Annotated in this window: 15 protein-coding genes; 9 read left to right on the top strand and 6 right to left on the bottom strand. The window is 69.3% G+C overall.

Going from position 1 to position 22,926, the window contains the following annotated elements; all coding sequences use genetic code 11:
• Positions 1-24: 24 nt before the first annotated feature.
• A complete protein-coding gene (gene dnaE / locus ASC91_RS22200) occupies positions 25-3,582 on the bottom strand; it encodes a DNA polymerase III subunit alpha (protein WP_056202066.1) in 3,558 nt (1,185 codons plus the stop codon).
• A gap of 43 nt (positions 3,583-3,625) precedes the next feature.
• Between dnaE and ASC91_RS22195 the strand changes: the two genes are divergently transcribed.
• The gene (locus ASC91_RS22195) at positions 3,626-4,567 is read left to right on the top strand and encodes a peptidylprolyl isomerase (protein ID WP_056202063.1); all 942 of its coding nucleotides are present in this window, start codon (positions 3,626-3,628) and stop codon (positions 4,565-4,567) included.
• Between the two features lie 150 nt (positions 4,568-4,717).
• On the opposite strand, the gene ASC91_RS22190 is transcribed toward ASC91_RS22195, so the two are convergent.
• From ASC91_RS22190 to ASC91_RS22170, 5 genes are all read right to left on the bottom strand, one after another.
• A complete protein-coding gene (locus tag ASC91_RS22190; protein ID WP_056202060.1) occupies positions 4,718-6,589 on the bottom strand; it encodes a ferrous iron transporter B in 1,872 nt (623 codons plus the stop codon).
• Complete coding sequence (locus ASC91_RS22185; protein WP_082532912.1) at positions 6,582-6,845, bottom strand: FeoA family protein; 264 nt, start codon at positions 6,843-6,845, stop codon at positions 6,582-6,584. Before ASC91_RS22185 ends, ASC91_RS22190 begins: the two co-directional genes overlap by 8 nt.
• A 112-nt stretch (positions 6,846-6,957) precedes the next feature.
• The gene (locus tag ASC91_RS22180; protein WP_056202057.1) at positions 6,958-10,728 is read right to left on the bottom strand and encodes a response regulator; all 3,771 of its coding nucleotides are present in this window, start codon (positions 10,726-10,728) and stop codon (positions 6,958-6,960) included.
• Entirely contained in the window at positions 10,725-11,969 is a 1,245-nt protein-coding gene (locus ASC91_RS22175) for an urea ABC transporter substrate-binding protein (protein ID WP_056202055.1), read from the bottom strand. Before ASC91_RS22175 ends, ASC91_RS22180 begins: the two co-directional genes overlap by 4 nt.
• The gene (locus ASC91_RS22170; protein WP_056202052.1) at positions 11,969-13,135 is read right to left on the bottom strand and encodes a hybrid sensor histidine kinase/response regulator; all 1,167 of its coding nucleotides are present in this window, start codon (positions 13,133-13,135) and stop codon (positions 11,969-11,971) included. Before ASC91_RS22170 ends, ASC91_RS22175 begins: the two co-directional genes overlap by 1 nt.
• Positions 13,136-13,274: 139 nt before the next feature.
• On the opposite strand from ASC91_RS22170, the gene ASC91_RS22165 reads away from it, so the two are divergent.
• The 8 genes from ASC91_RS22165 to ASC91_RS22130 are packed head-to-tail and all read left to right on the top strand — an operon-like array spanning position 13,275 to position 22,857.
• A complete protein-coding gene (locus tag ASC91_RS22165) occupies positions 13,275-15,593 on the top strand; it encodes a hybrid sensor histidine kinase/response regulator (protein ID WP_056202049.1) in 2,319 nt (772 codons plus the stop codon).
• Entirely contained in the window at positions 15,590-17,620 is a 2,031-nt protein-coding gene (locus ASC91_RS22160; RefSeq protein WP_056202046.1) for an ATP-binding protein, read from the top strand. The genes ASC91_RS22165 and ASC91_RS22160 overlap by 4 nt, the downstream gene beginning before the upstream one ends.
• Positions 17,617-18,726 carry an HD-GYP domain-containing protein gene (locus ASC91_RS22155; RefSeq protein ID WP_157281946.1) on the top strand — a complete coding sequence of 370 codons (1,110 nt, stop codon included), beginning with the start codon at positions 17,617-17,619 and terminating at the stop codon, positions 18,724-18,726. The genes ASC91_RS22160 and ASC91_RS22155 overlap by 4 nt, the downstream gene beginning before the upstream one ends.
• 24 nt (positions 18,727-18,750) lie before the next feature.
• Entirely contained in the window at positions 18,751-19,488 is a 738-nt protein-coding gene (locus tag ASC91_RS22150) for a sulfurtransferase (RefSeq protein WP_056202044.1), read from the top strand.
• Positions 19,488-20,564 carry an alpha/beta fold hydrolase gene (locus tag ASC91_RS22145; RefSeq protein WP_082532909.1) on the top strand — a complete coding sequence of 359 codons (1,077 nt, stop codon included), beginning with the start codon at positions 19,488-19,490 and terminating at the stop codon, positions 20,562-20,564. Before ASC91_RS22150 ends, ASC91_RS22145 begins: the two co-directional genes overlap by 1 nt.
• Positions 20,565-20,582: 18 nt before the next feature.
• Entirely contained in the window at positions 20,583-21,365 is a 783-nt protein-coding gene (locus ASC91_RS22140; RefSeq protein WP_056202041.1) for an ABC transporter substrate-binding protein, read from the top strand.
• Complete coding sequence (locus ASC91_RS22135) at positions 21,365-22,150, top strand: transporter substrate-binding domain-containing protein (RefSeq protein WP_056202038.1); 786 nt, start codon at positions 21,365-21,367, stop codon at positions 22,148-22,150. The genes ASC91_RS22140 and ASC91_RS22135 overlap by 1 nt, the downstream gene beginning before the upstream one ends.
• A gap of 17 nt (positions 22,151-22,167) precedes the next feature.
• On the top strand, positions 22,168-22,857 hold the full coding sequence (locus ASC91_RS22130; protein WP_056202034.1) for an ABC transporter permease: 690 nt from the start codon (positions 22,168-22,170) through the stop codon (positions 22,855-22,857).
• Positions 22,858-22,926: the final 69 nt, after the last annotated feature.

Here is a 22,926-nt window from a genome sequence, read left to right as displayed (position 1 = left end):
GGGAATCATCGCCGATGCCGGGGCTCATCCAGCTTCGTAAATGACCTCAGCCGCTGTGCCCAATTTGGCTAAAGCCTCGTCCGCGGGCCAGAAACGGCTGGCCTCGCCAAGTTCCACCAGCCAGCGCGCGCCGACGCTGTCGCCATCCGGCTCGGCCTTGACCGACACGCGCACGGGCAGGCCGAGCTTGCGCTTGCCGCCCTCCTCCGTCTCGACCTCGCGCGGCGGAAAGCGCTCGACCAGCTCCTTGACCAACCCGGCGGCACCGGCATTGCCCAGCAGCAGATGCCGGCCGAACTTGGCGCGCGCCGCCGACAGGCTCCACACCGCCTGCACATTCATGCGCAGGCCGCCCGAGAAGCGGTCGTTCTGCACCTTGCCCTGGGCAATGATGAGTTCGTCCTCGGCCAGCAGTTCCTTGTTGGCGTTCAGCAGTTCCTCGTTGGCCACGGCCTCGATGGCGTCGCTCTTGTCGTCGATCTTGAAGATGGCGACGCGGCCGCGCTGGCCGTTGATGACGCGCATGTCGCTGACGATGCCGGCCACCAGCGTCGGCTCGCGGCTGTCCACCAGGTCGGCGATCTGGCGCTTGACGATGCGCCGCACCTCGGCGCCGCCGTGGTCGAAGAGGTGGCCCGACAGGTAGAAGCCGATGGCGGTCTTCTCCAGCGACAGGCGCTCCTTGATGCTCCATACGGGCGCGTCGACCAGATCGGGCTCGACATGCGAGGCCGCATGCGAGTCACCAAAGTCGAACAGGCCGCCCTGGTCGGCATTGGCCTCCTGCGTCTCGGCATGCGTGTAGCCGCGGCCGACGCTGGCGAGCAGCCGTGAGCGCTCGGGGTTGATGCTGTCGAAGGCGCCGGCCTTGATCAGCGCCTCCACCGCGCGCTTGTTGACGGCCTTGCGGTCCACGCGCAGGCAGAAGTCGTAGAAGCTCAGGAAGGGCCCGCCTGATTCGCGCGCCGCGATGATGGCCTCGATGGCGCCGCGGCCCGTGCCCTTGACGGCACCCAGGCCGTAGTTGACGAGGCGGTTCGTCATCGGCTCGAAGCGGTAGACGCCCTTGTTGACGCAAGGCGACTGGAATTCGATGCCGAAGATCTTGGCGTCGTTGAGCAACACCTTGAGCTTGTCGGTGTCGTCCATTTCGATGGTCATGTTCGCGGCGTAGAACTCGGCCGTGTAGTGCGTCTTCAGCCAGGCCGTGTGATACGACAGCAGCGCGTAGGCGGCGGCGTGCGACTTGTTGAAGCCGTAGCCCGCGAACTTTTCCATCAAGTCAAAGACTTCATCCGCCTTGGCCTGGTCGATGCCCTTCTCCGCGGCTCCCTTGCGGAAGATCTCGCGGTGCATGGCCATTTCCTCGGCCTTCTTCTTGCCCATCGCGCGACGCAGCATGTCCGCGCCGCCGAGGCTGTAGCCGCCCAGCACCTGGGCGGCCTGCATCACCTGCTCCTGGTAGACGAAGACGCCATACGTCTCCTCCAGCACCTGGCCCAGCAGCGGGTGCGGGTACTCGATGGTCTCCTTGCCGTGCTTGCGCGCCACGAAGGAAGGGATCAGGTCCATCGGGCCGGGGCGGTACAGCGACACCAGCGCGATCAGGTCCTCGAAGCGCGAGGGCTTGGCGTCCTTCAACAGGCGCTGCATGCCGGGCGATTCAAACTGGAACACGCTCTCGGAGTAGCCCTTGCCGAAGAGGTCGAAGACTTTCTTGTCGAGCAGCGGCACATTGGCCCAGTCGAAGCCGGCGCGGTCGGCGTGGCGGGCGACGATGAAGTCCTTGGCCAGCTCCAGGATGGTCAGCGTCGCCAGGCCCAGGAAGTCGAACTTCACGAGGCCGATGGCCTCTACGTCGTCCTTGTCGAACTGGCTGACGGCCGAGGTTGAGCCGGGCTGCTGGTATTGCGGGCAGAAGTCGGTGATCTTGCCCGGCGCGATCAGCACGCCGCCGGCGTGCATGCCGATGTTGCGCACCATGCCTTCGACGCGGGCGGCGAGCTTCAACAACTCGGCCACTTCCTCGTCGCTCTTCTCGCGCTCCTCGAGTTCCGGCGCCTCGTGGCGGGCGTAGATGACCTTGGCCTTGTCGGGGTCGAAGTTGGGCGGCAGCTTGGCCAGCGTCACCGTCTTGCCCGGCGGCGCGGGGATGAGCTTGGCGATGCTGTCCACATGGCCGAAGCCCATGCCCAGCACGCGGCCGATGTCTCTCAAAGCCGCTTTCGCGGCCATGGTGCCAAACGTCGCGATCTGGCTGACCGCCGGGCGGCCATACTTGTCCTTGACGTAGTCGATGACGCGGTCGCGGTTGCCCTGGCAGAAGTCGATGTCGAAGTCGGGCATCGAGACCCGCTCGGGGTTCAGGAAGCGCTCGAACAGCAGGTTGTACTTGAGCGGGTCCAGGTCGGTGATCAGCAGTGCATAGGCCACCAGCGAGCCCGCACCCGAGCCCCGGCCCGGGCCGACCGGGCAGCCGTTGGCCTTGGCCCAGCGGATGAAGTCCGACACGATGAGGAAGTAGCCCGGGAAGCCCATCTTGATGATGGTGTTCAGCTCGAACTCGAGCCGCTCGACGTAGCGCGGGCGCTCCTTGTCGCGCTCGGCCTCGTTGGGGAAGAGATGCTTGAGCCGCCCCACCAGCCCCTCGTGGCTCAGCTCGCGGAAATACTGCTCCATCGGCATCGGCGTGCCGTCGTCCAGCAGCGGCGTCGGGAAATTGGGCAGCTGTGGCTTGCCCAGCACCAGCGTCAACGAGCAGCGGCGCGCGATCTCGGTGGTGTTCTGGATGGCGCTCGGGATGTCCTTGAACAGCTGGCGCATCTGCGCCTGCGTCTTGAAATACTGGCTGGGCAGGAAGCGCTTGATGCGCTTGGGGTTGGCGAGAGTCTCTCCTTCGGCCACGCAGACGCGCGCCTCATGGGCCTCGAAGTCGTCCTCGCCGAGAAACTGGATCGGGTGCGTCGCCACCACCGGCAGGCCCAGCTCCGCCGCCAGCGGCACGCTGGCCTGCACCAGCGCCTCCTGGCCCGGCAGACCGGCGCGCTGCAGCTCGATGTAGAAGCGGCCCGGGAAGACCTCGGACAGCCGCTGCGCCCATTCCCTGGCGCGCACCTTGTCGCCCTGCATCAGCGCCTGGCCCAGGCCGCCATGCTGGGCCCCGGACAGGCAGATCAGCCCGCCACCCAGCTCCGTCAGCCATTCCCATTTCAGGCAGGCCTGGTTGCGCTGCACGTTGTCGATCCACGCGCGTGACAGCAGCTCGCTGAGGTTCAGATAGCCCTGGCTGTTCTGCACCAGCAGCAGCAGGCGCGTCGGCGGCTTGTCGGTGGCGTCGGTCTCCAGCCAGCAGTCGGCGCCGAGGATGGGCTGCACGCCCTTCTTGCGCATCGCGCTGTAGAACTTGATGCCGCCGAACAGGTTGGCCAGGTCGGTGATGGCCGCCGCCACCTGCCCGTCAGCCGCGGCCGCATCGGCGGCATCGTCGGTGCGCAGGGTGCCGTCCACCACCGAATACTCGGTGTGCATGCGCAGGTGGACATAGGGCAGGTCTTGCAGGTCTTGAACAGCGGTCTCGGGCATCGCCGCATTGTAGGAAGCCCCTCCGCCGTTAAGCTGCGCGCCCATGAAACACATCGCTCTCGCGCTGGCCACTGCCGGCCTGCTGTCCACCGCCCTTGCCGCACCCTCCAAGGCTGCCAAACCCCCGGTCAAGGCGGCCGCGAAGAAGACCGCCCAGCAGATCCTCGCTGGCTCGCCGGCCAGCGACTGGCGCGGGCTCGATCCCGAGAACACGCTGCTGATGGAGTTGGCGTCGGGTCAGGTCATCATCGAACTGGCCCCGCGCTTTGCGCCAGCCCATGCTGCCAACATCCGCGCCCTGGCCCGCGGTGGCTACTGGGACGGCCTGGCCATCCTGCGCGTGCAGGACAACTTCGTCACCCAATGGGGCGACCCCGATGGCGAGGACGCCGCCAAGGCCAAGCCGCTGCCGGCCGGCGCCTCAGCCAAGCTGCCCGCCGAGTTCTCCGTGCCGTTGGACAAGGTCGGCAAGGAAGCCGCCTTCACCAGGCTGCCCGACGTGGAAGGCTGGGCGCCACGCACCGGCTTTGCCGAAGGCTTCCCGGTCGCTGCCGATCCCAAGGCCGGCAGGGCCTGGCTGGCCCATTGCTACGGCATGGTCGGCGCCGGGCGCAGCGACGCGATCGATTCCAGCAACGGCACCGAGCTCTATGTCGTCATCGGCCAGGCGCCGCGCGGGTTGGATCTCAACATCACCGTGGTGGGTCGCGTGCTCAAGGGCATGGAGCTGCTGTCCGGCCTGCCCCGCGGCGGCGCGGCCATGGGCTTCTACGACAAGCCCGAGCAGCGCACCGGCATCCAGCGCATCCGCCTGCTGGCCGAGGTGCCGGCCGCCGAGCGGCCCGCGCTGCAGGTGCTGCGGACCGAGTCCACCACCTGGACGCAGCTGCTCGATGCCAGGCGCTTTCGCGGCGGCTGGTTCGTGCACAGCCCCGGCTATATCGACATCTGCAGCGCGTCGGTGCCGACGCGGCCCACTCCCTGAAGCCCCTCGTCCGGTCTCGCCCCGCTGAACGCGGGCGCGCCCAGCCGGTCCCCCGAGGGGACGGCGATGCTTGCGGCATTGAGCCACAAGCACACGCCCAAGCGGGCCGGCTCGGGAGCGGCCCAGCGCTCGGCCCAGAATACGCTGACGTCAAGCGCCCAAGTAAAGCGCGACGCGGTAGGTGACGAAGGAGGCCAGATAGGCCAGTCCGAACAGATAGCCCGTCATGATCAACGGCATCTTGTAGCCACCGGTCTCGCGCTTCACCGCCGCCAGCGTGGCGATGCATTGCGGCGCGAACACATACCAGGCCAGCAGCGACAGGGCCGTTGCCAGGCTCCAGCTCTGCTGGATCAGCGGCGCCAGCGCCTGGGCGGCATCGTCGCCGGTGGCCGACAGCGCGTAGACCGTGCCCAGCGCACTGATGGCCACCTCGCGCGCCGCCAGGCCCGGCACCAGGGCCAGGCTGATCTGCCAGTTGAAGCCGATGGGCGCGAAGATCTTGGCCAGGCCCGCGCCTAGATAACCCGCGACGCTGTACTGGATGGGCGCCCCGGTCGCGCCCTCCGGCGGGCCGGGGAAGCTGGACAGCAGCCACAGCGCGATGGTCAGCACGAGGATGATGCCGCCGACACGCTTGATGAAGATCATGGCGCGCTGCCACAGGCCAATGGCGATGGAGCGCGGGTGCGGCCAGTGGTAGCTCGGTAGCTCCATCATCAGCGGCCGCACGAGGCGGCCCGTGCTCGTGAAGCGCTTGAGCACCCAGGCCACGGCCAGCGCGCCCAGGATGCCGGCGAAATACAGGCCGAACAGCACCAGCCCCTGCAGCTCGAAGCCCATCACCTCGCGGTGTGGCACAAAGGCGCCGATCAAGAGAGCGTAGACCGGCAAGCGCGCCGAGCAGGTCATCAGCGGCGCGATCATGATGGTGACGAGGCGGTCACGCGGGTTGGAGATGGAGCGCGTGGCCATGATGCCGGGGATGGCGCAGGCAAAGCTGGACAGCAGCGGGATGAAGCTGCGCCCCGACAGGCCGACGCTGCCCATCAGCCGGTCCAGCAGCAGGGCCGCGCGCGGCAGATAGCCCGACTCCTCCAGCAGCAGGATGAAGAAGAACAGGATCAGGATCTGCGGCAGGAAGGCCAGCACACCGCCGCAGCCGGCGATGACGCCGTCGACGATGAGGCTGCGCAGCCAGCCCTCGGGCAGCCACAGGCCGACCTGGTTGCCGAGCCAGGCCATGCCGCTCTCGATGGCGTCCTTGGGCGGCTCGGCCCAGGAGAAGACGGCCTGGAAGAGCAGGAAGAGCAGGACGGCCAGGATGACGGAGCCGGCCACCGGATGCAGCAGCACGCGGTCGACGCGGTCGCTGGGCAGGGTGGGCAGTTCATGGTCGAGGTGGAGCTCGCGCAGCAGCGTCCGCACAGTGACATGGTCGTCGACCTGCTGCTCGCCGGCGACGGCAAGGGGCGCGGCCTCCCAGACCTCGGGCTTGTCGAGCAGCGCACGCAGCTCATCCAGGCCTTCGCGGTGGATGGCGACGGTGCGCACGACGGGCACGCCAAGCTGGGCGGCCAGGGCCACCGGGTCGATCTTGAGGCCACGCCGGGCGGCCAGGTCGGCCATGTTCAGCGCCACGACGACGGGCAGGCCCATGCGGCGCACGGCCAGCAGCAGGCGCAGGTTGCGGCGCAGATTGGTGGCATCCAGCACGCAGACGACCAGGTCGGGCCGCTTCTCGCCCTTGGCGCGGCCGGCCAGCACATCGCAGGTGACGCGCTCGTCGGGTGAGCGCGGGTGCAGGCTGTAGGTGCCGGGCAGGTCCAGCAGGCGCAAGGCCTTGCCGGCCACGGTGACGAGGCGGCCTTCCTTGCGCTCGACGGTCACGCCAGCGTAGTTGGCGACCTTTTGATGGCTGCCGGTCAGGCCGTTGAACAGGGCCGTCTTGCCGCAGTTGGGGTTGCCAACCAGGGCCACCAGCTTGCCGCCGCGGTGGACATGGACAATGGACTCAGTCATGGCCGCGCGGCGTCACGGCGATGCATTCGGCTTCGGCATGGCGCAGCGCAAACGTCGATTGCCCGATGCGCACGACCAGGTTGCCGGTGCGCTGGGCGCCGCGGCGCAGCACGCGCACGGCTTCACCCGGCAGAAAGCCCAGATCGGCCAGCCACGCCGCCCATTCCGGCGAATGCCCGGGTGCGCTGACCTGCTGGACGGTCAGCGCCTGCCCGGCAGGGGCGGCGGCGAGGCTGGAGAACAGCGGCTCGGACATGGGCGGGCTCGGCGGACGAGTCGGTTTGATGAGAATGATTCTCATTGTACGCAAGCCCATGGCGCCCGCACCCCGGGAATGGGTTTTGCCCTATCGGCGGCTCGGCCGGCGCTCAGCGGGGATTGAGGCGGTCCAGCAACTGGTCGCAGGCCTTCAGGGCCTTGCCGAAGTCCAGCTTCGCCACCGCCGTGGAAAGCTGGGCAAGCTCGGTGCCGAAGGCGTCGGCGTGCTGCGTGGATAGCTCTTCGCAGACTGCGACCGAGCGCATATTGCGTTCGACCAGCAACTGGCGCAGCCGGCGCAGTGCTTCCAGAGGCTCGCTCACGATGGCGGGAGCAGTGGGCGGCGGTGGGCCGGGCACGACAGCGGCGGACAGCACGGCGAGGCTGGCGTCGAGCAGCCCCTGCAAGCCGACCAGATCGACCGCGCTGGCGCTGCCACCCTCGCGCAATGCCAACTCCTGGTGGCCGGCCGATACGGCCAGCGCGGTGGCGCCGACGGCGCCAGCCAAGCCGCGCAGGGTATGCAGCACGCGCGTCGCGTCGGCCAGGGCTTGTTGTTGCAGATGGCACCTGAGCGTGTCCATCTCCGCGGGCGCGTCCTGGGCGAAGGACTTGGCGAGTCGCTCGTACAAGGCGGCCCGACCGCCCAGGCGCTGCAGCGCTGCCTCGCGCTCCAGCAGCGGTGCCGACACCGGCGGCGGGGGCGGCGCCGGCCGCATGGGGATGGGGCCGACGTGGCGGCGCAGGCTGGCGACGAGCTGCTCCAGGTCCACGGGCTTGGCAACATGGTCGCGCATGCCGGCGGCCAGGCAGGCCTGGCGGTCCGATTCCATGGCGTTGGCCGTCATGGCGATGATGAGGCTGTCGGGCCGGTGCGCGAGGATGCGCCGCGTCGCCTCGAAGCCGTCGATGTCGGGCATCTGCAGGTCCATCAGGATGGCGTCGAAAACGGGCTCCGCCACCTTGGCCAGATGGGCGCCTTCGACGCCGCCGCCGGCCACCGTCACGACGGCGCCCTCGCCTTCCAGCAGCTCCTGGGCCACCTGCTGGTTGACGCTGTTGTCCTCCACCAGCAGCAGGCGCATGCCCTGCAGTCGGGGTTCGGCGGTGGCCCGCGGCAGCGGCGCCGGCTGCCCACGCGTGGCTTCAGCAACGGCGTCGTGCAGCATGGACGCCGTCACCGGCTTGACGAGATAGCCGCCCAGGCCCTGGATGTCCTGCTCGCTGCGCTCGGCCAGCAGCTCGCGGCCATGGGCCGTGACCATGATGATGACGGGCGCATCGGACTCGTGGCTGGCGCGGATGCGCCGCGAGGTCTCCCAGCCGTCCAGCCCCGGCATGCGCCAGTCCATCAGGATCAGTTCGTAATGCGGCTCGCCGCGCTCGGCGGCCTCGTGCACCACGTCCAGCGCCTGCTCGCCACTGGCTGCCAGGTCGCAGTCCCAGCCCAGGCTGGCGCCGATGCCCTGCAGCACCTCGCGGGCCATCGGGTTGTCGTCGACGATCAGCACCTTGAGGCCGCGCTGCGCCGTGTCGGGCTCACCGCGCTCGGCCGGCGCAGTCGCCATCAGCAGATCGAAATGGAAGCGGCTGCCCTCGCCGACGCGGCTGTCCACGCGCAGCTCGCCACCCATCAGCGCGACCAGCCGCCGGCTGATGGCCAGGCCCAGGCCCGTGCCGCCGTAGCGGCGCGACGTCGACTGCTCGGCCTGGCTGAAGCCGGCAAAGATGTGATCGAGCTTGTCCGCCGCGATGCCGATGCCGGTGTCGCGAACCTCGAAGCGCAGCCGCGCCTGCCCACCCGTCTCGCCCAGCAACGACAGCCCCAGCACCACCTCGCCGCGCTCGGTGAACTTCAGCGCATTGCCGGCCAGGTTGAGCAGCACCTGGCGCAGCCGGGTGGCATCGCCGACGAGGGCGCTGGGCAGGCGCGGGTCGAGGCGGAACAGCACCTCGATGTCCTTGGCACCAACGTTGGCCGACAGGATGACGGCCAGCTCGCGCATGAAGTCGCTGAGCTCGAAGCGGTGCGGGTCCAGCTCCATCTTGCCGGCCTCGACCTTGGAGAAATCCAGCACATCGTTGATGACGGCCAGCAGCGCCTGGGCCGCCGTGCGGGCCTTCGCCGCATAGTCGAGTTGGCGCGGCGACAGCTCGGTGCGCAGCAGCAGGTTGAGCATGCCCAGGGCCCCGCTCATCGGCGTGCGGATCTCGTGGCTCATGTTGGCCAGGAAATCGCTCTTGGCCTGGCTGGCCGCCTCGGCCGCGACCCGGGCACGTACCAAATCAACTTCGGCGCGGTGTCTCTCGGTCACGTCGACCAGCATCTGCACGACGTTGACGAGGCGGCCACGGCGATCGCGGATGGCGCTGGCGCTGCCGTCGACGAACAGCTCGCCGCCGCCGGGCAGCGCGAAACCACGCTCGAAGCGGACATGGTCCAGCCGCCCGGCCGCCAGGCGGGCCAGCTCGCCGCCAGGCAGGCGGCCGGGGCGGAAGTCCGGCAGATCGGCGAGCTTGGCGCCGCGCAGCGCCCCGGCCTCGCGGCAGAGCATCGCCGTCAGCGCCTGATTGACGTCGAGGATGACACCCTGGGCGTCGCACAGCGCAATGCCGACCTGGGCGCGCTCGAAGACGCCGCGAAAGCGCTGCTCGCTCTCATTGAGCGCCCGCGTGCGTTGCTCGACGCGCGCCTCCAGCAGTTGGCGCTCGACGACGAGCTGTTCCGTCATTTGGTTGAAGCTGCGCGCCAGCTCGCGGAACTCGGCAAAGCCGCAGACCGGCGCTCGCTCATCCAGCTTGCCCCCGGCGATGCGGGCCACCGCACCGCTCAGCATCTGGACGGGCTCGACCAGGCGACGCCCCAGCAGCAGACCCAGGCCCAGGGCCAGCAGAAGGGACAGGCCGAGGGCGAGAGCCAAGCGGTCGCGCAGCGCACGCGCCGGCGCAAACGCCTCGGCCGCGTCGATGTTGACGGAGATGCCCCAGTCCAGCGCGGGCAGGTGGCGCCAGGACGCGACGATCTCGATACCGGCGTAGTCGCGCGTCAGGCCGCTGCCGCTTTCGCCGCGCAGGGCGCGCACGGCCGGCGGCGGCTCGGGCGAGGCCAGGTCCAGCGAGCCGGTCAGCGTCTGCAACGGCGGCCGCTTGAGGTCGTTGATGAAGACGGCCCGGTCGCCCTGGCGTTGCACCAGCACCGTCTCGCCCGTCAGCGCCAGCCCCGAGCGCTCGGTCGCGACCCGCAGCAGGCGGTCCAGGTCGAGCTGCAACACGACACTGCCGAGCACGCGATCGCCATCGACCACCGGATGGACCAGGAAAAGCGTCGCAGGGCCCTCGCCGCGCAGGCGCTGGGCCGGCGTCAGCTGCGGGTCCAGCTGGCCGATGGCGCGGCGGTGCGCGGCCAGCAGCTCGCTGCCTTCGTAGGCGCCGCCGTCCAGCCGCGCCAGCTCGGGTGTCGAGCCGGCCGGTGCCTTCATCGCGAAGCTGATGCGGCCGTCGGGCTGCACCAGCAGCAGGTTGAGGTACTTTCCGCTGTCGTAGAGGCGCTCGAAAAAGGCCCGGCTGCCGGCACTCACGCGGGTAGCCACCGCGTCGCCGCGCTGCACCAGCAGCTCGCGCGTGTCGCTGGCCTGGGCGACGAGGCGGCCATCGACCTCGACCTCGTTGAGGTATTCGTTGATCTCGTGGACCTTCTTGCGCGAGATCGCCACCAGGCCTTCGGTCACCGTCTCATGCAGGCTGTTCTCAAAGCTGGAGAGCTGCCACAGCCCGACCAGCCCCAGGGGCAGCATCGACAGCAGCATCAGGCCCAGCAGCAGGGCCGGGCCGACGCGCCAGGCGCGGCGCGTCGACTCCACGACCGGCACGGCGGCGATCACGGCGCGCCCTCGGTGCGCGGCAGCACCGCCATCCAGTGCTCTGCCGAACGGAAGACCGGCCACGGTGCCGGCTTGATGTAGCGCGGCAGCGCGAACACCTCGGCGAGCTGACCGCCCGGCTTGACCTGGGCGATGCGCAGCTGGCGCCACAGATGCCGGCTCTGGCTGTCCACCGCCCCGAAGCCCTGGGGGGCTGAGATGCTCTGCTGCAGCACATTGGCATTGACCGCGTCCGTCTGCGCGCTGCCAACCTCGCGCACCGCGGCGGCCCAGAGCTGCACGCCGATGTAAGCCGACACCGCCGGATCACTGGCCTGGATGCCCTCGCCCTGGCTGCGCCGCAGCCGCGCCAGGAAGGCCTCGTTGGCCGGCCCGGGCTGCGACTGCAGATAGCTCCAGGCCGTGAAATGGCGGTCGAGCCGGCCGCCGTCATAGGCGGTCATCTCCGGCTCGGCGGCGCGCAGGGACATGAGCGGCAGGTCGGTCAGGCCGGCCGCCACCAGGGCATCGAAGAAGGCGCGATTGCTGCTGCCACCAATGGTGCTGATGACGACATCGGGCTGGACGCGCTGCAGGTCGGCCAGCACGCCGCCCATGTCGGTGCCTGCCAGCGGCACATAGCGCTCGGCCAGCACCTGGCCGCCACTCAGCAGGATGAAGTCGCGCAGCATCGCGTTGACACGCCGCGGGTAGAGGCCGTCGGTGCCGATGAGGTAGACCCGCCGGCCGAAGCCATGCATGGCCCAGTCGGTGGCGGGCAGCGCGTGCTGGTTGGGCGTGGGGCCGGTGTAGATGATGTTCGGCGACTGCTCCATGCCCTCGTAAGCCAGCGGGTAGAACAGCAGATGGCGATGAGTCTCGACGACAGGCCTGACGGCCTGGCGGCAGTTGGACGACCAGCAGCCGAACAGGGCGACCGCATGTTCGGTGCTGATGAGGCGCTCGGCGGCGGCGGCAGCAACGCGCGGCTCGGAGCGCGTGTCCTCGATCCTGAGTTCGACGCGTCGGCCCAGCAGACCGCCGCCGGCATTGATTTCCTCCACTGCCAGCTTGACGGTGGCCACCAGCGGCGCCTCGCTGACCGCCATCGGGCCGCTCAAGGCATGCAGCAGCCCGATGACGATGGGGCCCTGCGCGGCCTGCGCCGACGGCCTTTGCAGCAGATAGAGCCCCAGCCCCAGTGCCAGCACCAGCAGCAGGCCGCCCAGCAACGCCAGTCGGGCGCGAATGCCTGCCAGCATCAACCCGCCGCGCGCCGCGCCTCGGGCGATATCAGCGGCAGCGTCAACCGCACCGTGGTGCCCACGCCGGGCGTGGACTCGACCTGGATCTGCCCGCCCAGTGCAAAGGTGACGAGGTTGCGCACGATGTACAGGCCAGGCTCGCTGCGGTTGGGGCCGAAACGCGTCGAGAAGAAGGGGTCGAAGACGCGCCCGAGCATGCCGGGCGGGATGCCGACGCCATGGTCCTGCACGGTGACTGTGAGCTGGTCCGTGCCCAGCGGCCGCACGCGCAGGTGGACCTCGCCTCCGGCCTCGCGGTAGGCATGCTTGACGGCGTTCTGGATCAGCGTGGACAACACCTTGGCCAGGGCGCCGCGAAAGCTCAGCAGGTGCAGATCGTCGCCGGCGTCCAGCTCGCAGCGCACCTGATGAGTCTGGAGTGCCGGTGCCAGACCGGCCACCACCTCGTGCACCAGTTCCAGCAGCGAGAAGCTGCGGCGCTGGTCGCCGAAGTTATCGGCCGTGGACTGCAGGAAGGAGTCGACGATGGACAGGGTGCGTTGCAGGTTGGACAGCACCAGGCCGACGCTCTCCTCGCTGACGCGCAGGTGCTTGTCGAGGTCGCTGCGCTTGATGTTGCTGGTGCCGGACAAGCCGCGCAGATGGGTCAGGTCGTCCTGCAACGTGCAGGCCGAGATCAGCGCGTTGCCCAGCGGTGAGCTCAGCTCCTGGGCGATGCCCGAGATGGTGCGGCCGACCGAGGCCAGCTTGTCGCGCTGGAAGAGCTCGATCTGCGAACGCGCGAAGCTCTCGGACGCCAGCTTGAGCGCCAGCTGGGTGCGTACCCGCGCCTTGACGACGACGTCGACAAAGGGCTTGGGGATGTAGTCGACCGCGCCGTGGGCAAAACCCCGGGCCTCGTCGTCGGCGCTGCCCTGCACGGTGACGAAGATGACGGGCACGCCGCGCGTGCGCGGATCGGCCTTCAGGCGGTCGCAGACCTCATAGCCGCTCATTTCGGGCATCAGCACGTCGAGCAGGATCAGGTCGGGCAGCTGCTGGGCACAGAAGGCCAGCGCCTCGGCGCCGCTGGTGGCCATGGAGACCTCGCATTCGTCCACCAGCAGCTGGTAGAGCGCATGGATGTTGCTCGGCTGGTCGTCGACTACGAGGATGAGCGGCATGGCGGGTCAGAATAACCGCTGCACCTCCCCGACAACCACAGGCATGCCCGGGGCTTTCCCCAGGGCGTGGCTACGGATTCCGTCGCACATTCGGGTCATCCGCGACAACCATAATCGGCAAGTTCACACGCGATCGCCCATGCCCCAGCGCACGTTCACGCTCGGCCTACTCTGGCTTGCCATGGCGGCGCTGCTGGCGCTTCTGGCCCTGCTTTGGAGCCTGCGCGACGCAGGCGGCGCGGCCGTCGACGCCGCCCTGGTCATCAATACCTTGTTGCTGCCGCTGCCCGCGCTGTGCATGCTGGTGCTGCGGCGCGGTGTCGATGCGGCCGAGTCACACCGGTCGGCCACCGAAGCCAGGACACGCTTCCTGACCCAGCTCAGCCACGAGATCCGCACGCCCATGAATGCCGTCATGGGCATGACGCAACTGGCGCTGCAGACCCAGCTCACGCCCGAACAGCGTGACCTGCTGACCAAGGCCGATGCCGCCTCGCGCATGCTGCTCAGCCTCGTCAACGACGTGCTGGACGTCGCCAAGATCGAGGCCGGCCACATGGCGATCGAGTCACTGCCGCTGCGGCTGGAGGACGTCGTCGGCCAGGCCATGGAGCTGGTGCGGCCGGTCCATGCCAACCCCGCTGTCGCGCTCATCTGCGACTGGGCCGACGCCAGCCTGCTCGGCCCGCGCGGCCAGCTCCGGGGCGACGCACTGCGGCTGCAGCAGGTGCTGGTCAACCTGCTGGCCAACGCCCTCAAGTTCACGCCGGCGGGCCAGGTGCAACTGCGCCTGGCGGCCGCACCCACCGACGATCAGGGCCGCGTGCCGCTCTGCATCACCGTGCAGGACAGTGGCATCGGCATGAGCACGGAGCAGCTCGACGGCCTGTTCCGCGAATTCCGGCAGGGCGACGCGCCCATGCAGCGGCGCCATGGCGGCACCGGCCTGGGCCTGGCCATCACGCGCCGCCTCGTCGAGCTGATGGGTGGCGTGCTCGGCGTGCACAGCACGCCCGGCCAGGGCAGCAGCTTCGAGATCCGCTTGCCGCTGCCGCTGGACGCGGGCGCCGCGACGCCCGCGACGCTCAAGCCGCAGCGTCTGCTGCTGGCCAAGGCCCGCCCCGAGGGTCGCGAGGCGACGCTGGCCCTGCTGCGCCATCTCGGCTTCGGCGCTGGCCTGGCCGCCAGCACCGATGCCGCCAGCACGCGGGCCGCGCTGGTCGAGGCCCACCAGGCCGGCAAGCCCTTCGAGTGGCTGCTGCTCGACTGGCAGTTGCCCGGCCCGGGCGCAACCGGTGCCGAGTTGCTGGCCCAGTTGCGACGCGATCACCCGGCCTTGCGCATCGCCGTGCTCTGCCCGCCAGGCGTCGACGACGGCCCGGCCCAGGCGCGCAGCTTCGGCGCCCGCGCGCTCTGCCCCAAGCCGCTGCTGCCCGGGGAGTTGCGCCGCTTGCTCGGCGACGCCTCGGCCGACCGGCCCGCCGGCCTGGATGCCCAATCCCTGGCCGGGCTGCGCGTGCTGCTGGTCGAGGACCATCCCGTCAACCAGGAGATCGCGCTGCGCCTGCTGAGCAGCCGCGGCGCCCAGGTCGACGTCGCAGCCAACGGACAGGAAGGCCTGGACCGCCTGCTGGCGCGCGGCCCAGCCGCCTACGACCTCGTGCTGATGGACCTGCAGATGCCCGTGCTCGATGGCCTGAGCGCGACGCGCAAACTGCGCGAGCTGCCCGAGTTCGACGCCCTGCCCGTGCTGGCCATGACGGCCCATGCGCTGGCCGAGGAGCGCGCCCAATGCACGGCCGCCGGCATGCAGGGCCATATCGCCAAGCCGCTGGACGTGGCCCGCCTGGTGCGCGAGCTGCAGCGCTACCGTCCTGCTGCCAAGCCCCCGGCGCCGCTGCCGCCGCGCCCGGCGCTGGACCTGCAGACCGGGCTGCGCCAATTCGATGGCCAAACGGCGCTTTACCGTCGCACGCTGCAGGGTTTTGCCGACCAGTACACCGCCGGGCTGGCCGGCTGGTCCGACTGGCTGGCTACTGGCAACTGGGCTGAACTGCGCCGCGCCGCCCACACGCTGCAGGGCCTGGCCGCGACGCTGGGCGCCCAGCCCCTGCACCAGACCGCCCTCGCGCTGGAACGCGGTGCCGCCGCGGCCGACGCCGACAGCGCCAGGCGGCATCTCGGCCGCGTCGAACCTGCCCTGGCGCTGCTGATGACCGAGATCCAGGCCGCCCTGGCACGCAGCTGGGATGACGTGACGGCCCCGCGCCCGAGCGGCCCGGGTGACGTGGCCGAGCTGCATCGGCTCCTGACTCAGAGCGACAGCCGCGCGCTGGACTGGTGGCAGGCCCATGGCGCCCACAGCGGCCTGGCACCCGATGTGCGCCAGCGCCTGGAGCAGGCCCTGGCCGCACTCGACTTTGACGCCGCGGCCGTCGCGCTGAAGGGCCAGGCTTGAGGGCCCCGGTCATCGTCGTCCTCGGCCCGGTCGGCACGCGCTGGCTCTTCAAGGTCATCGTCGCCTCCGCGCTGTTCGCCTGGGCGAGCGAGGCGGCCATGGGTGTCATCGAGCCCAGCGACCGCATCGCCTACCCGCTGATCGCGACCGCCTTCTCAGCCCTGGCCCTGCTCGTCTGGCGGCGGCCGCAGCGGCTGCGCCTGTGGCAGCGCATCGGCGCCACGCTGCTGGCCCTGTACTTCTCCTTGACCATGCTGGTGTTCACGCTGCGGCCCGACCCGGGACCGAGCCTCTACACCCTGGGCAGCTTTGCGCCTTGGGCCATGGGTGGCAGCCTGCTGCTGTTCACGACCTGGCGCGCCCGCGAGGCGCTGTGGATCTCCCTGAGCCTGCTCGTCGTCATGCTGGCGCCGCCCACACTGCTGCGCTTCTCCGGCACGCCACCGCAATGGCTGATGCAAGGCTGGCCGCTGATCGCCAACCTTGGGCTGTGCCAGACCATGTTCTGCGTCGCGCTGTGGGGCTTGTCGCGCCAGCTCGGGCGCCTGACCCAACTCGCGCCCGCTGCCAGGGGCCTGGGCACGGCCGAAGACCTCATCGAAGCCCGTCTCATCGAACTGGAGCGTTCGCGCGCCGCAGCCGAAGCGGCCTCGCGGGCCAAATCCGACTTCCTGGCCAATATCGGCCACGAGATCCGCACGCCCATGAACACCGTGCTCGGCCTGACACGGCTGATGCTGGCCGGGCGGCTGCCCGGTGAGCAACGCGGCCGGCTGCAGCAGGTGGCGAGCGCCGGCGAGTCCCTCGTCAAGCTCATCGATGGCCTGCTGGATTACGCCGACCTCGACACCGGCCGCATGCAGCTCGCCGCCGAGCCCCTGCACCTCGAGCAGCTGCTGGCCAGTGCTTTCGACGCCGTGCGGCCGGCGGCACAGGCCAAGCAGCTGGAACTGGTCTGCGACATCGCCTCGCCGGAGCTGCTGGGCGCGGCGGGCGCGCGCCGCGGCGACGTGGTGCGACTCACCCAGCTCGTCACCGAGCTGCTCGTCAACGCCGTCAAGTTCACGCCAACCGGACAGGTCAAGCTCAGCGCCGAGCTGGATGCGGCCGGCGGCTGGATCCTGCGCGTGCGTGACACCGGTCTGGGCATGGCGCCGGACCAACTGGCGCGCCTGTTCACGCCCTTCGCCCAGGCCGAGGCCGGCGCGACACGACGCTTTGGCGGCACGGGCCTGGGCCTGGCGATCTGCCGCGCGCTGGCCGCGCGCATGGGCGGAACCCTCTCGGCAAGCAGCGCTCCGGGCCGCGGCAGCGAGTTCGAGCTCAGCCTGCCGCCGGCGCCCTGCCCTGAGCTGGCGCCACCGCCCGCCCCGCCACCGCAGCGCGTGCTGCTGGTGCAGGCGGCCCACAGCGGTGGCCACGAGACGCTGATCGCGCTGCTGAAGGCGCTGGCACCGACCAGCCGCGTCGACCTGCTGGCCCAGGGCCGCCAGGCCTTGTCCCGCCTGGTCACCGTGCCGGCCAGCCAGCCCTATGACCTGTTGATCGTCGACTGGGTGCTGCCCGACATGGAGGGCAGCGAGCTGCTGGCCAGCCTGCGCGACAGCGGCCCGTCGCGCGCTCGCCGCACCGTGCTGCTGAGCGCCTTCGACACGCCGGTACTGCGCGAGCGCGCATTGCGCCTGGGCGCTGAGGCCCTGTGCAGCAAGCCCCTGCTGCCGCACATGCTGCGCCGCCTGCTGGACCTGGACCGCCCTCTGCCGGTCGACCTGCTCCTGCCCCCGCCCAAAGTCCTGAACCGGACAACGCCCGGCGCCGACCCGGCCACGCTGATCAATGAGCTCGACACCCTGCTGGGCGAGGCCGACAGCAATGCGCTGACGTTGTGGGAGCAGCATGAATCCGCCTTCATCGAGATGTTGCCGGCACCGCGGGCCAAAGCCCTGGCGGGTGCCATGCAACGCTTCGATTTCGACGAGGCCCAGGCCGCGTTGCGCGGTGAGACCAAGGACGCGAGCCCGCCATGACGATGATGCTGCCCGAGTTCACCGGTACGTCACAGGCCACGGTGCTGGTCGTCGACGACACGCCGGCCAACCTGACGCTGCTGGCTCAGGTGCTCAAGCCCGACTACCGCGTGCAGCTGGCCGTCAGCGGCGCGAAGGCGCTGGAAATATGCCGCCGCCAACCGCCCGACCTGATCGTGCTCGACGTGATGATGCCGGAGCTGGATGGCTACGAGGTCTGCCGCCGGCTCAAGGCCGATCCGGCCACGCGCCGCGTGCCCGTCATCTTCCTGACCGCGCTGACCCGGCCCGAGGACGAGAGCGCCGGCTTCCAGGTCGGCGGCGCCGACTTCATCCACAAGCCCTTCAACCCCGCCACCGTGCTGGCCCGCGTTCGCACCCATCTGCAGCTCAAGTTGGCCGAGGACCACCTGCTGCGCCACAACGCGCTGCTGAGCGGCGAGCTGGGCGCGCGCCGGCGTGAGGTCGAGCGGTTGCGCGACACCACCCTCTTCGTCATGGTCGGCCTGGCGGAGTTCCGCGACGCCGATACCGGCAACCACATCCAGCGCACCCAGGAATACGTGCGCACGCTGGCACAGTGGATCGCCGCCCAGCCCGACGGGCCGCTGGACCTCACGCCCGAAGCCATCGACGAGCTCGCCAAGGCCGCGCCGCTGCACGACATCGGCAAGGTTGCCATCCCTGACGCCATCCTTCTCAAGCCCGGCAAGCTGTCGCCGGACGAATGGCAGGTCATGAAGACCCATGCCGAACACGGCGCCGACCTGCTGCAGCGCGCCATCGACCGCCTTGGCGACGACGCCGGTCCGATGCTGACCTTCGGCAAGCAGATTGCCCGCCACCACCACGAGAAATGGGACGGCAGTGGCTATCCGGACGGCCTGGCCGGCGAGGCCATTCCGTTGTCGGCCCGGCTGATGGCCGTTGCCGACGTCTATGACGCCTTGATCAGCGTGCGGCCCTACAAGCAGGCCATGAGCCACGACGAGGCGCTGGCCTTCATCCGCAACGGCGCCGGCAGCCATTTCGACCCGCGCATCGTCGAGGCGCTCAATGCCTGCCTGGACGAGGTGCGCGGCATTGCTTCGCGCTGGGCTGACTGAGCCGCCCCGATAATCCGCGGCCTCATGCAGTCCGGCCCCATCCTCAACATCTCCTGCTATCTCTTCGTCTCGCTGGCCGACACGGCAGCGCTGCGCGATCGGCTCCATGCTCGCGCCGAAGCCCTGGGCCTCAAGGGCACGGTGCTGATCGCCGAGGAGGGCATCAATCTCTTCCTGGCCGGCCCGGCCGAAGCCGTGAACACCTGGGTGGCCGAGCTGCGCGCCGACCCACGCTTCGCGACGCTGACACCCAAGGAGAGCTGGAGCGAGGTGCAACCCTTCCAGCGCCTGAAGGTCAAGGCCAAGCCTGAGATCATCCGCATGAACCACCCGACCATCCGCCCCGACCAGGCGCCGCGCGCACCGGCCCTGGCGCCGGCCGTGCTGGCCCGCTGGCTGGACCAGGGCCATGACGACGCCGGCCGCGAGATCGTCATGCTGGACACGCGCAATGGCTTCGAGGTCGACCAGGGTGCCTTCGACGGCGCCATCGACTGGCGGCTCGACAAGTTCAGCGACTTCCCCGAGGCCCTGGCCTCGCACAAGCAGGAACTGGTCGGCAAAACCGTGGTGAGCTATTGCACCGGCGGCATCCGCTGCGAGAAGGCGGCCATGGTGCTGGAGGAGCAAGGCCTGACGGCCTGGCAGCTCGATGGCGGCATCCTGAAGTATTTCGAGGACACCGGCGGCAAGCATTACCACGGCAACTGCTTCGTCTTTGATGATCGTCGCGGCGTCAACGCCGATCTGAGCCCAACGTGATGAAAGGGCGATTTGGCGACTTCGCGCTGAAGGCCATCGGCATCCTGCTGATGCTGGCGGCGCTCGGCTTTGCCGTCAGCAAGGCGCCGGACCGCTCACTGGAAAGCCTGGTGCCACGCTGGGCGCCGCCGCCGTCGGACTTCGTCGACCTCGATGGCCTGCTCGTGCACTACCGCGACCAGGGGCCGAGCAGTGACCCGCTGCCCATCGTCCTCATCCATGGCACCGGCGCCAGCCTGCACACCTGGGAAGGCTGGGCGGCCGAGTTGAAGTCCACCCGGCGCGTCATCAGCTTCGACCTGCCCGGCTTCGGCCTGACCGGGCCGAACGCCGACAACGACTACAGCGATGCCCGCTACGTCGCCTTCGTGCGCCAGTTGCTGGCGCGCCTGGGCGTGGGTCGGGTCATTCTGGGTGGCAACTCCCTGGGCGGCGAAATCGCCTGGCAGGTGGCCCTGGCCGACCCCGCCAGCGTCGCCGGCCTCGTCCTGGTCGACGCCGCTGGCTTCGATTTCGAGCCGGAATCCATGCCGCTGGGCTTTCGCATCGCCCGCATCCCGGTGCTGCGCGAGCCCATGCGCTGGCTGCTGCCACGCCGCGCCATCGAGGAAAGCGTGCTCGACGTCTACGGCGACAAGAGCCGCGTCACCGCCGCCCTGGTGGACCGTTACTACGAACTGACGTTGCGCGAAGGCAACCGTGTCGCCTTGATGCGGCGCATGGATCAGCTCGCTCCTGGCCCCTTCCAACGCCTGCCCGAGATCAAGATCCCTACCCTCATCCTCTGGGGCGAGCGCGACCGGCTGATCCCGCTGCGCTGGGGCCGCGAGTTCGCAAAAGCCATCCCGAACAACAAATTGGTGGTTTTCCCGAAGCTGGGCCATGTGCCTCAGGAGGAAGACCCGGCTGCTACCCTTGCGGCCTTGCGCGACTGGTTGCCGGCGGTCCCCTCGTCCAAGGACTACCTTGGCCGGTCCCCCGAGGGGACGGCGATGCTGTGGCCGGCGACCGGCAATCACATCGCCCCAGGCGGGCCGGCTAGGGAGCGGCCCGTCGCTCGGCCCGCAAGTCGCTGAATAAACGGAAGGTCTGACATGAAGAAGATTGCCCTGTTCACCTTGGCCTTGGCCGCATCGCTGGCCCAGGCCCAGGCCCCCGAATGGAAGAAGCTGCGCATCGGCGTCGAAGGCGCTTACCCGCCCTTCTCCGAGATCGGCCCGGACGGTAAGCTGAAGGGCTTCGAGATCGAGCTCGTGCAGGCCTATTGCGCCGAAATGAAGGCCCAGTGCACCCTGGTGCAGCAGGACTTCGACGGCCTCATCCCCGCCCTGCAATCGCGCAAGGTGGACGCCATCTTCGCCAGCGTCTCCATCACCGAGGAACGCCAGAAGGTTGTCGCCTTCTCCAAGCCTTACTACAACACCCCGGCCCGCCTCATCGCCAAGGCGGGCGTGAAGCTCGACCCCACGGCCGCCGGACTGAAGGGCAAGAAGATCGGCGTGCAGCGCGGCACGACGCATGAGACCTACGCCGCCGCGACCTTCAAGCAGAGCGAGATCGTGCGCTACGGCAGCCAGGACCAGGTCTTCCTGGATCTCAAGTCCGGCCGCATCGACGCCACGCTGATGGATTCGCCCGCCGGCGACTTCGGATTCCTGAAGAAGCCAGAGGGCAAGGGCTTTGCCTTCTCGGGCCCCGCCATCATCGACGACAAGGTCTTCGGCGTCGGCACCGGTGTGGGCATGCGCAAGGCCGACGAGGCCACGCTGGGCAAGAAGTTCAACGCCGCCATCGATGCCGTGCAGGCCAACGGCACCTTCAAGAAGCTCGCCGACAAATACTTCGACTACGACATCGCGCCGCGCACCAAGCAGTGATGCGTCGCCGCTCCGCCCTGGCCTTGCCCGTTGCCCTGGCCCTCGCCGGTACGGCCGGGGCCCAGGCGCCGCAGCGCCTGCGCATCGGTTTCGCCGTGGGCTACGCCCCTTTCAGCGAGATCGGCACCGACGGCCAGCTCAAGGGCTTCGAGATCGACGTGGCCCAGGCCCTGTGCGCGCGTCTGGGCCAGCAGTGCGCGCCCGTCATCCTGGAGTTCGACGGCCTGATCCCGGCGCTGCAATCGCGCAAGATCGACGCCATCATGGCCTCGATGTCGATCACGCCGGAGCGCCAGCAGGTCGTTGCCTTCTCGTCGCCCTACTACTACTCGCCGGCCCGCCTGGTCATGCGCGGCGACCCACGCGCCGACGTCAGCCCAGCCGGCCTGAAGGGCAAGCGCATCGGCGTGGAGCGCGGCACCATCCATGAACGCTTCCTGGCCGAACAATTCAAGGGCATCCAGCTGATGCGCTACGCCACCCAGGACCAGGCTTTCCTGGATCTGAAGTCTGGCCGCCTGGACGCCACGCTGGTGGACGCCGTCATCGCGCAGTTCGGCTTCCTCAACCATGCCGACGGCCGCGGCTTCGGCTTTGTCGGGCCCGACTTCGCCAAGGACCAGCGCTACTACGGCAAGGGCATCGGCGTGGGCCTGCGCAAGGCCGATGCGGCGACGCTGGGCCAGCGCATCGACGAGGCACTGGCCGCGTTGCGTGGCAACGGCACTTTGAAGACTCTCAACGACCGCTATTTCAGCTTCGACCTCATCACCCCTCCCCGCTGAGCGCGGCCTTCTTTCTCATGTTGCACGGATTCCTCCCCAGCCTGCTCGAAGGCTCCGCCGTCACGCTGGCGGTGGCCCTGTCCTCGCTGGCCATTGCCTCCCTGCTGGGCCTGGTTGGCGCGCTGGCCAAGCTGTCGCGCTCACGCGTCGCGCGAGGCGTGGCAGCCACCTACACCACGCTGATCCGCGGCGTGCCCGACCTGGTGCTGATGCTGCTCGTCTTCTACGGTGGCCAGCTCGCCGTCAATACCATCGCGCCCAAGCTTGGCCATGATGACTTCATCGATATCGACCCCTTCATCGCCGGCGTGCTGACCATCGGCTTCATCTTTGGCGCCTACCTGACCGAGGCCTTCCGCGGCGCCTTCCTGGCCGTACCGCCGGGCCAGCGCGAGGCGGGCCTGGCCTATGGCATGAGCCCCCGCCTGGTGCTTTGGCGCATCACACTGCCGCAGATGCTGCGACATGCCCTGCCCGGCATCTCCAACAACTGGCTGGTGCTGATCAAGAGCACGGCCATCGTGTCGATCATCGGCCTGTCCGACCTGATGACGCGCGGCAAGCAGGCCGCCGGCACGACGCGCGAGCCCTTCACCTTCTTCCTGGCCGTGGCCCTCATCTATCTCGTGTTCACCAGCGTGTCGGAACTCGTCTTCGCCTGGGCACAGCGGCGCCTGGCCATCGGCACCAAGGCGGGCCGGTTATGAGCGCCGCACGGCCGCCCGAAGGGGCTCGCTACCGCTTGGCGGGACAGCGCGAAGCGCGAAGGGTGCACA

This window comes from Pelomonas sp. Root1237, assembly GCF_001425055.1.
In the GTDB taxonomy this organism is placed as follows: Bacteria; Pseudomonadota; Gammaproteobacteria; order Burkholderiales; family Burkholderiaceae_C; genus Pelomonas.
Note: the sequence above shows the minus strand (reverse complement) of the source record. Positions and strands in the feature narration are given on the sequence as shown.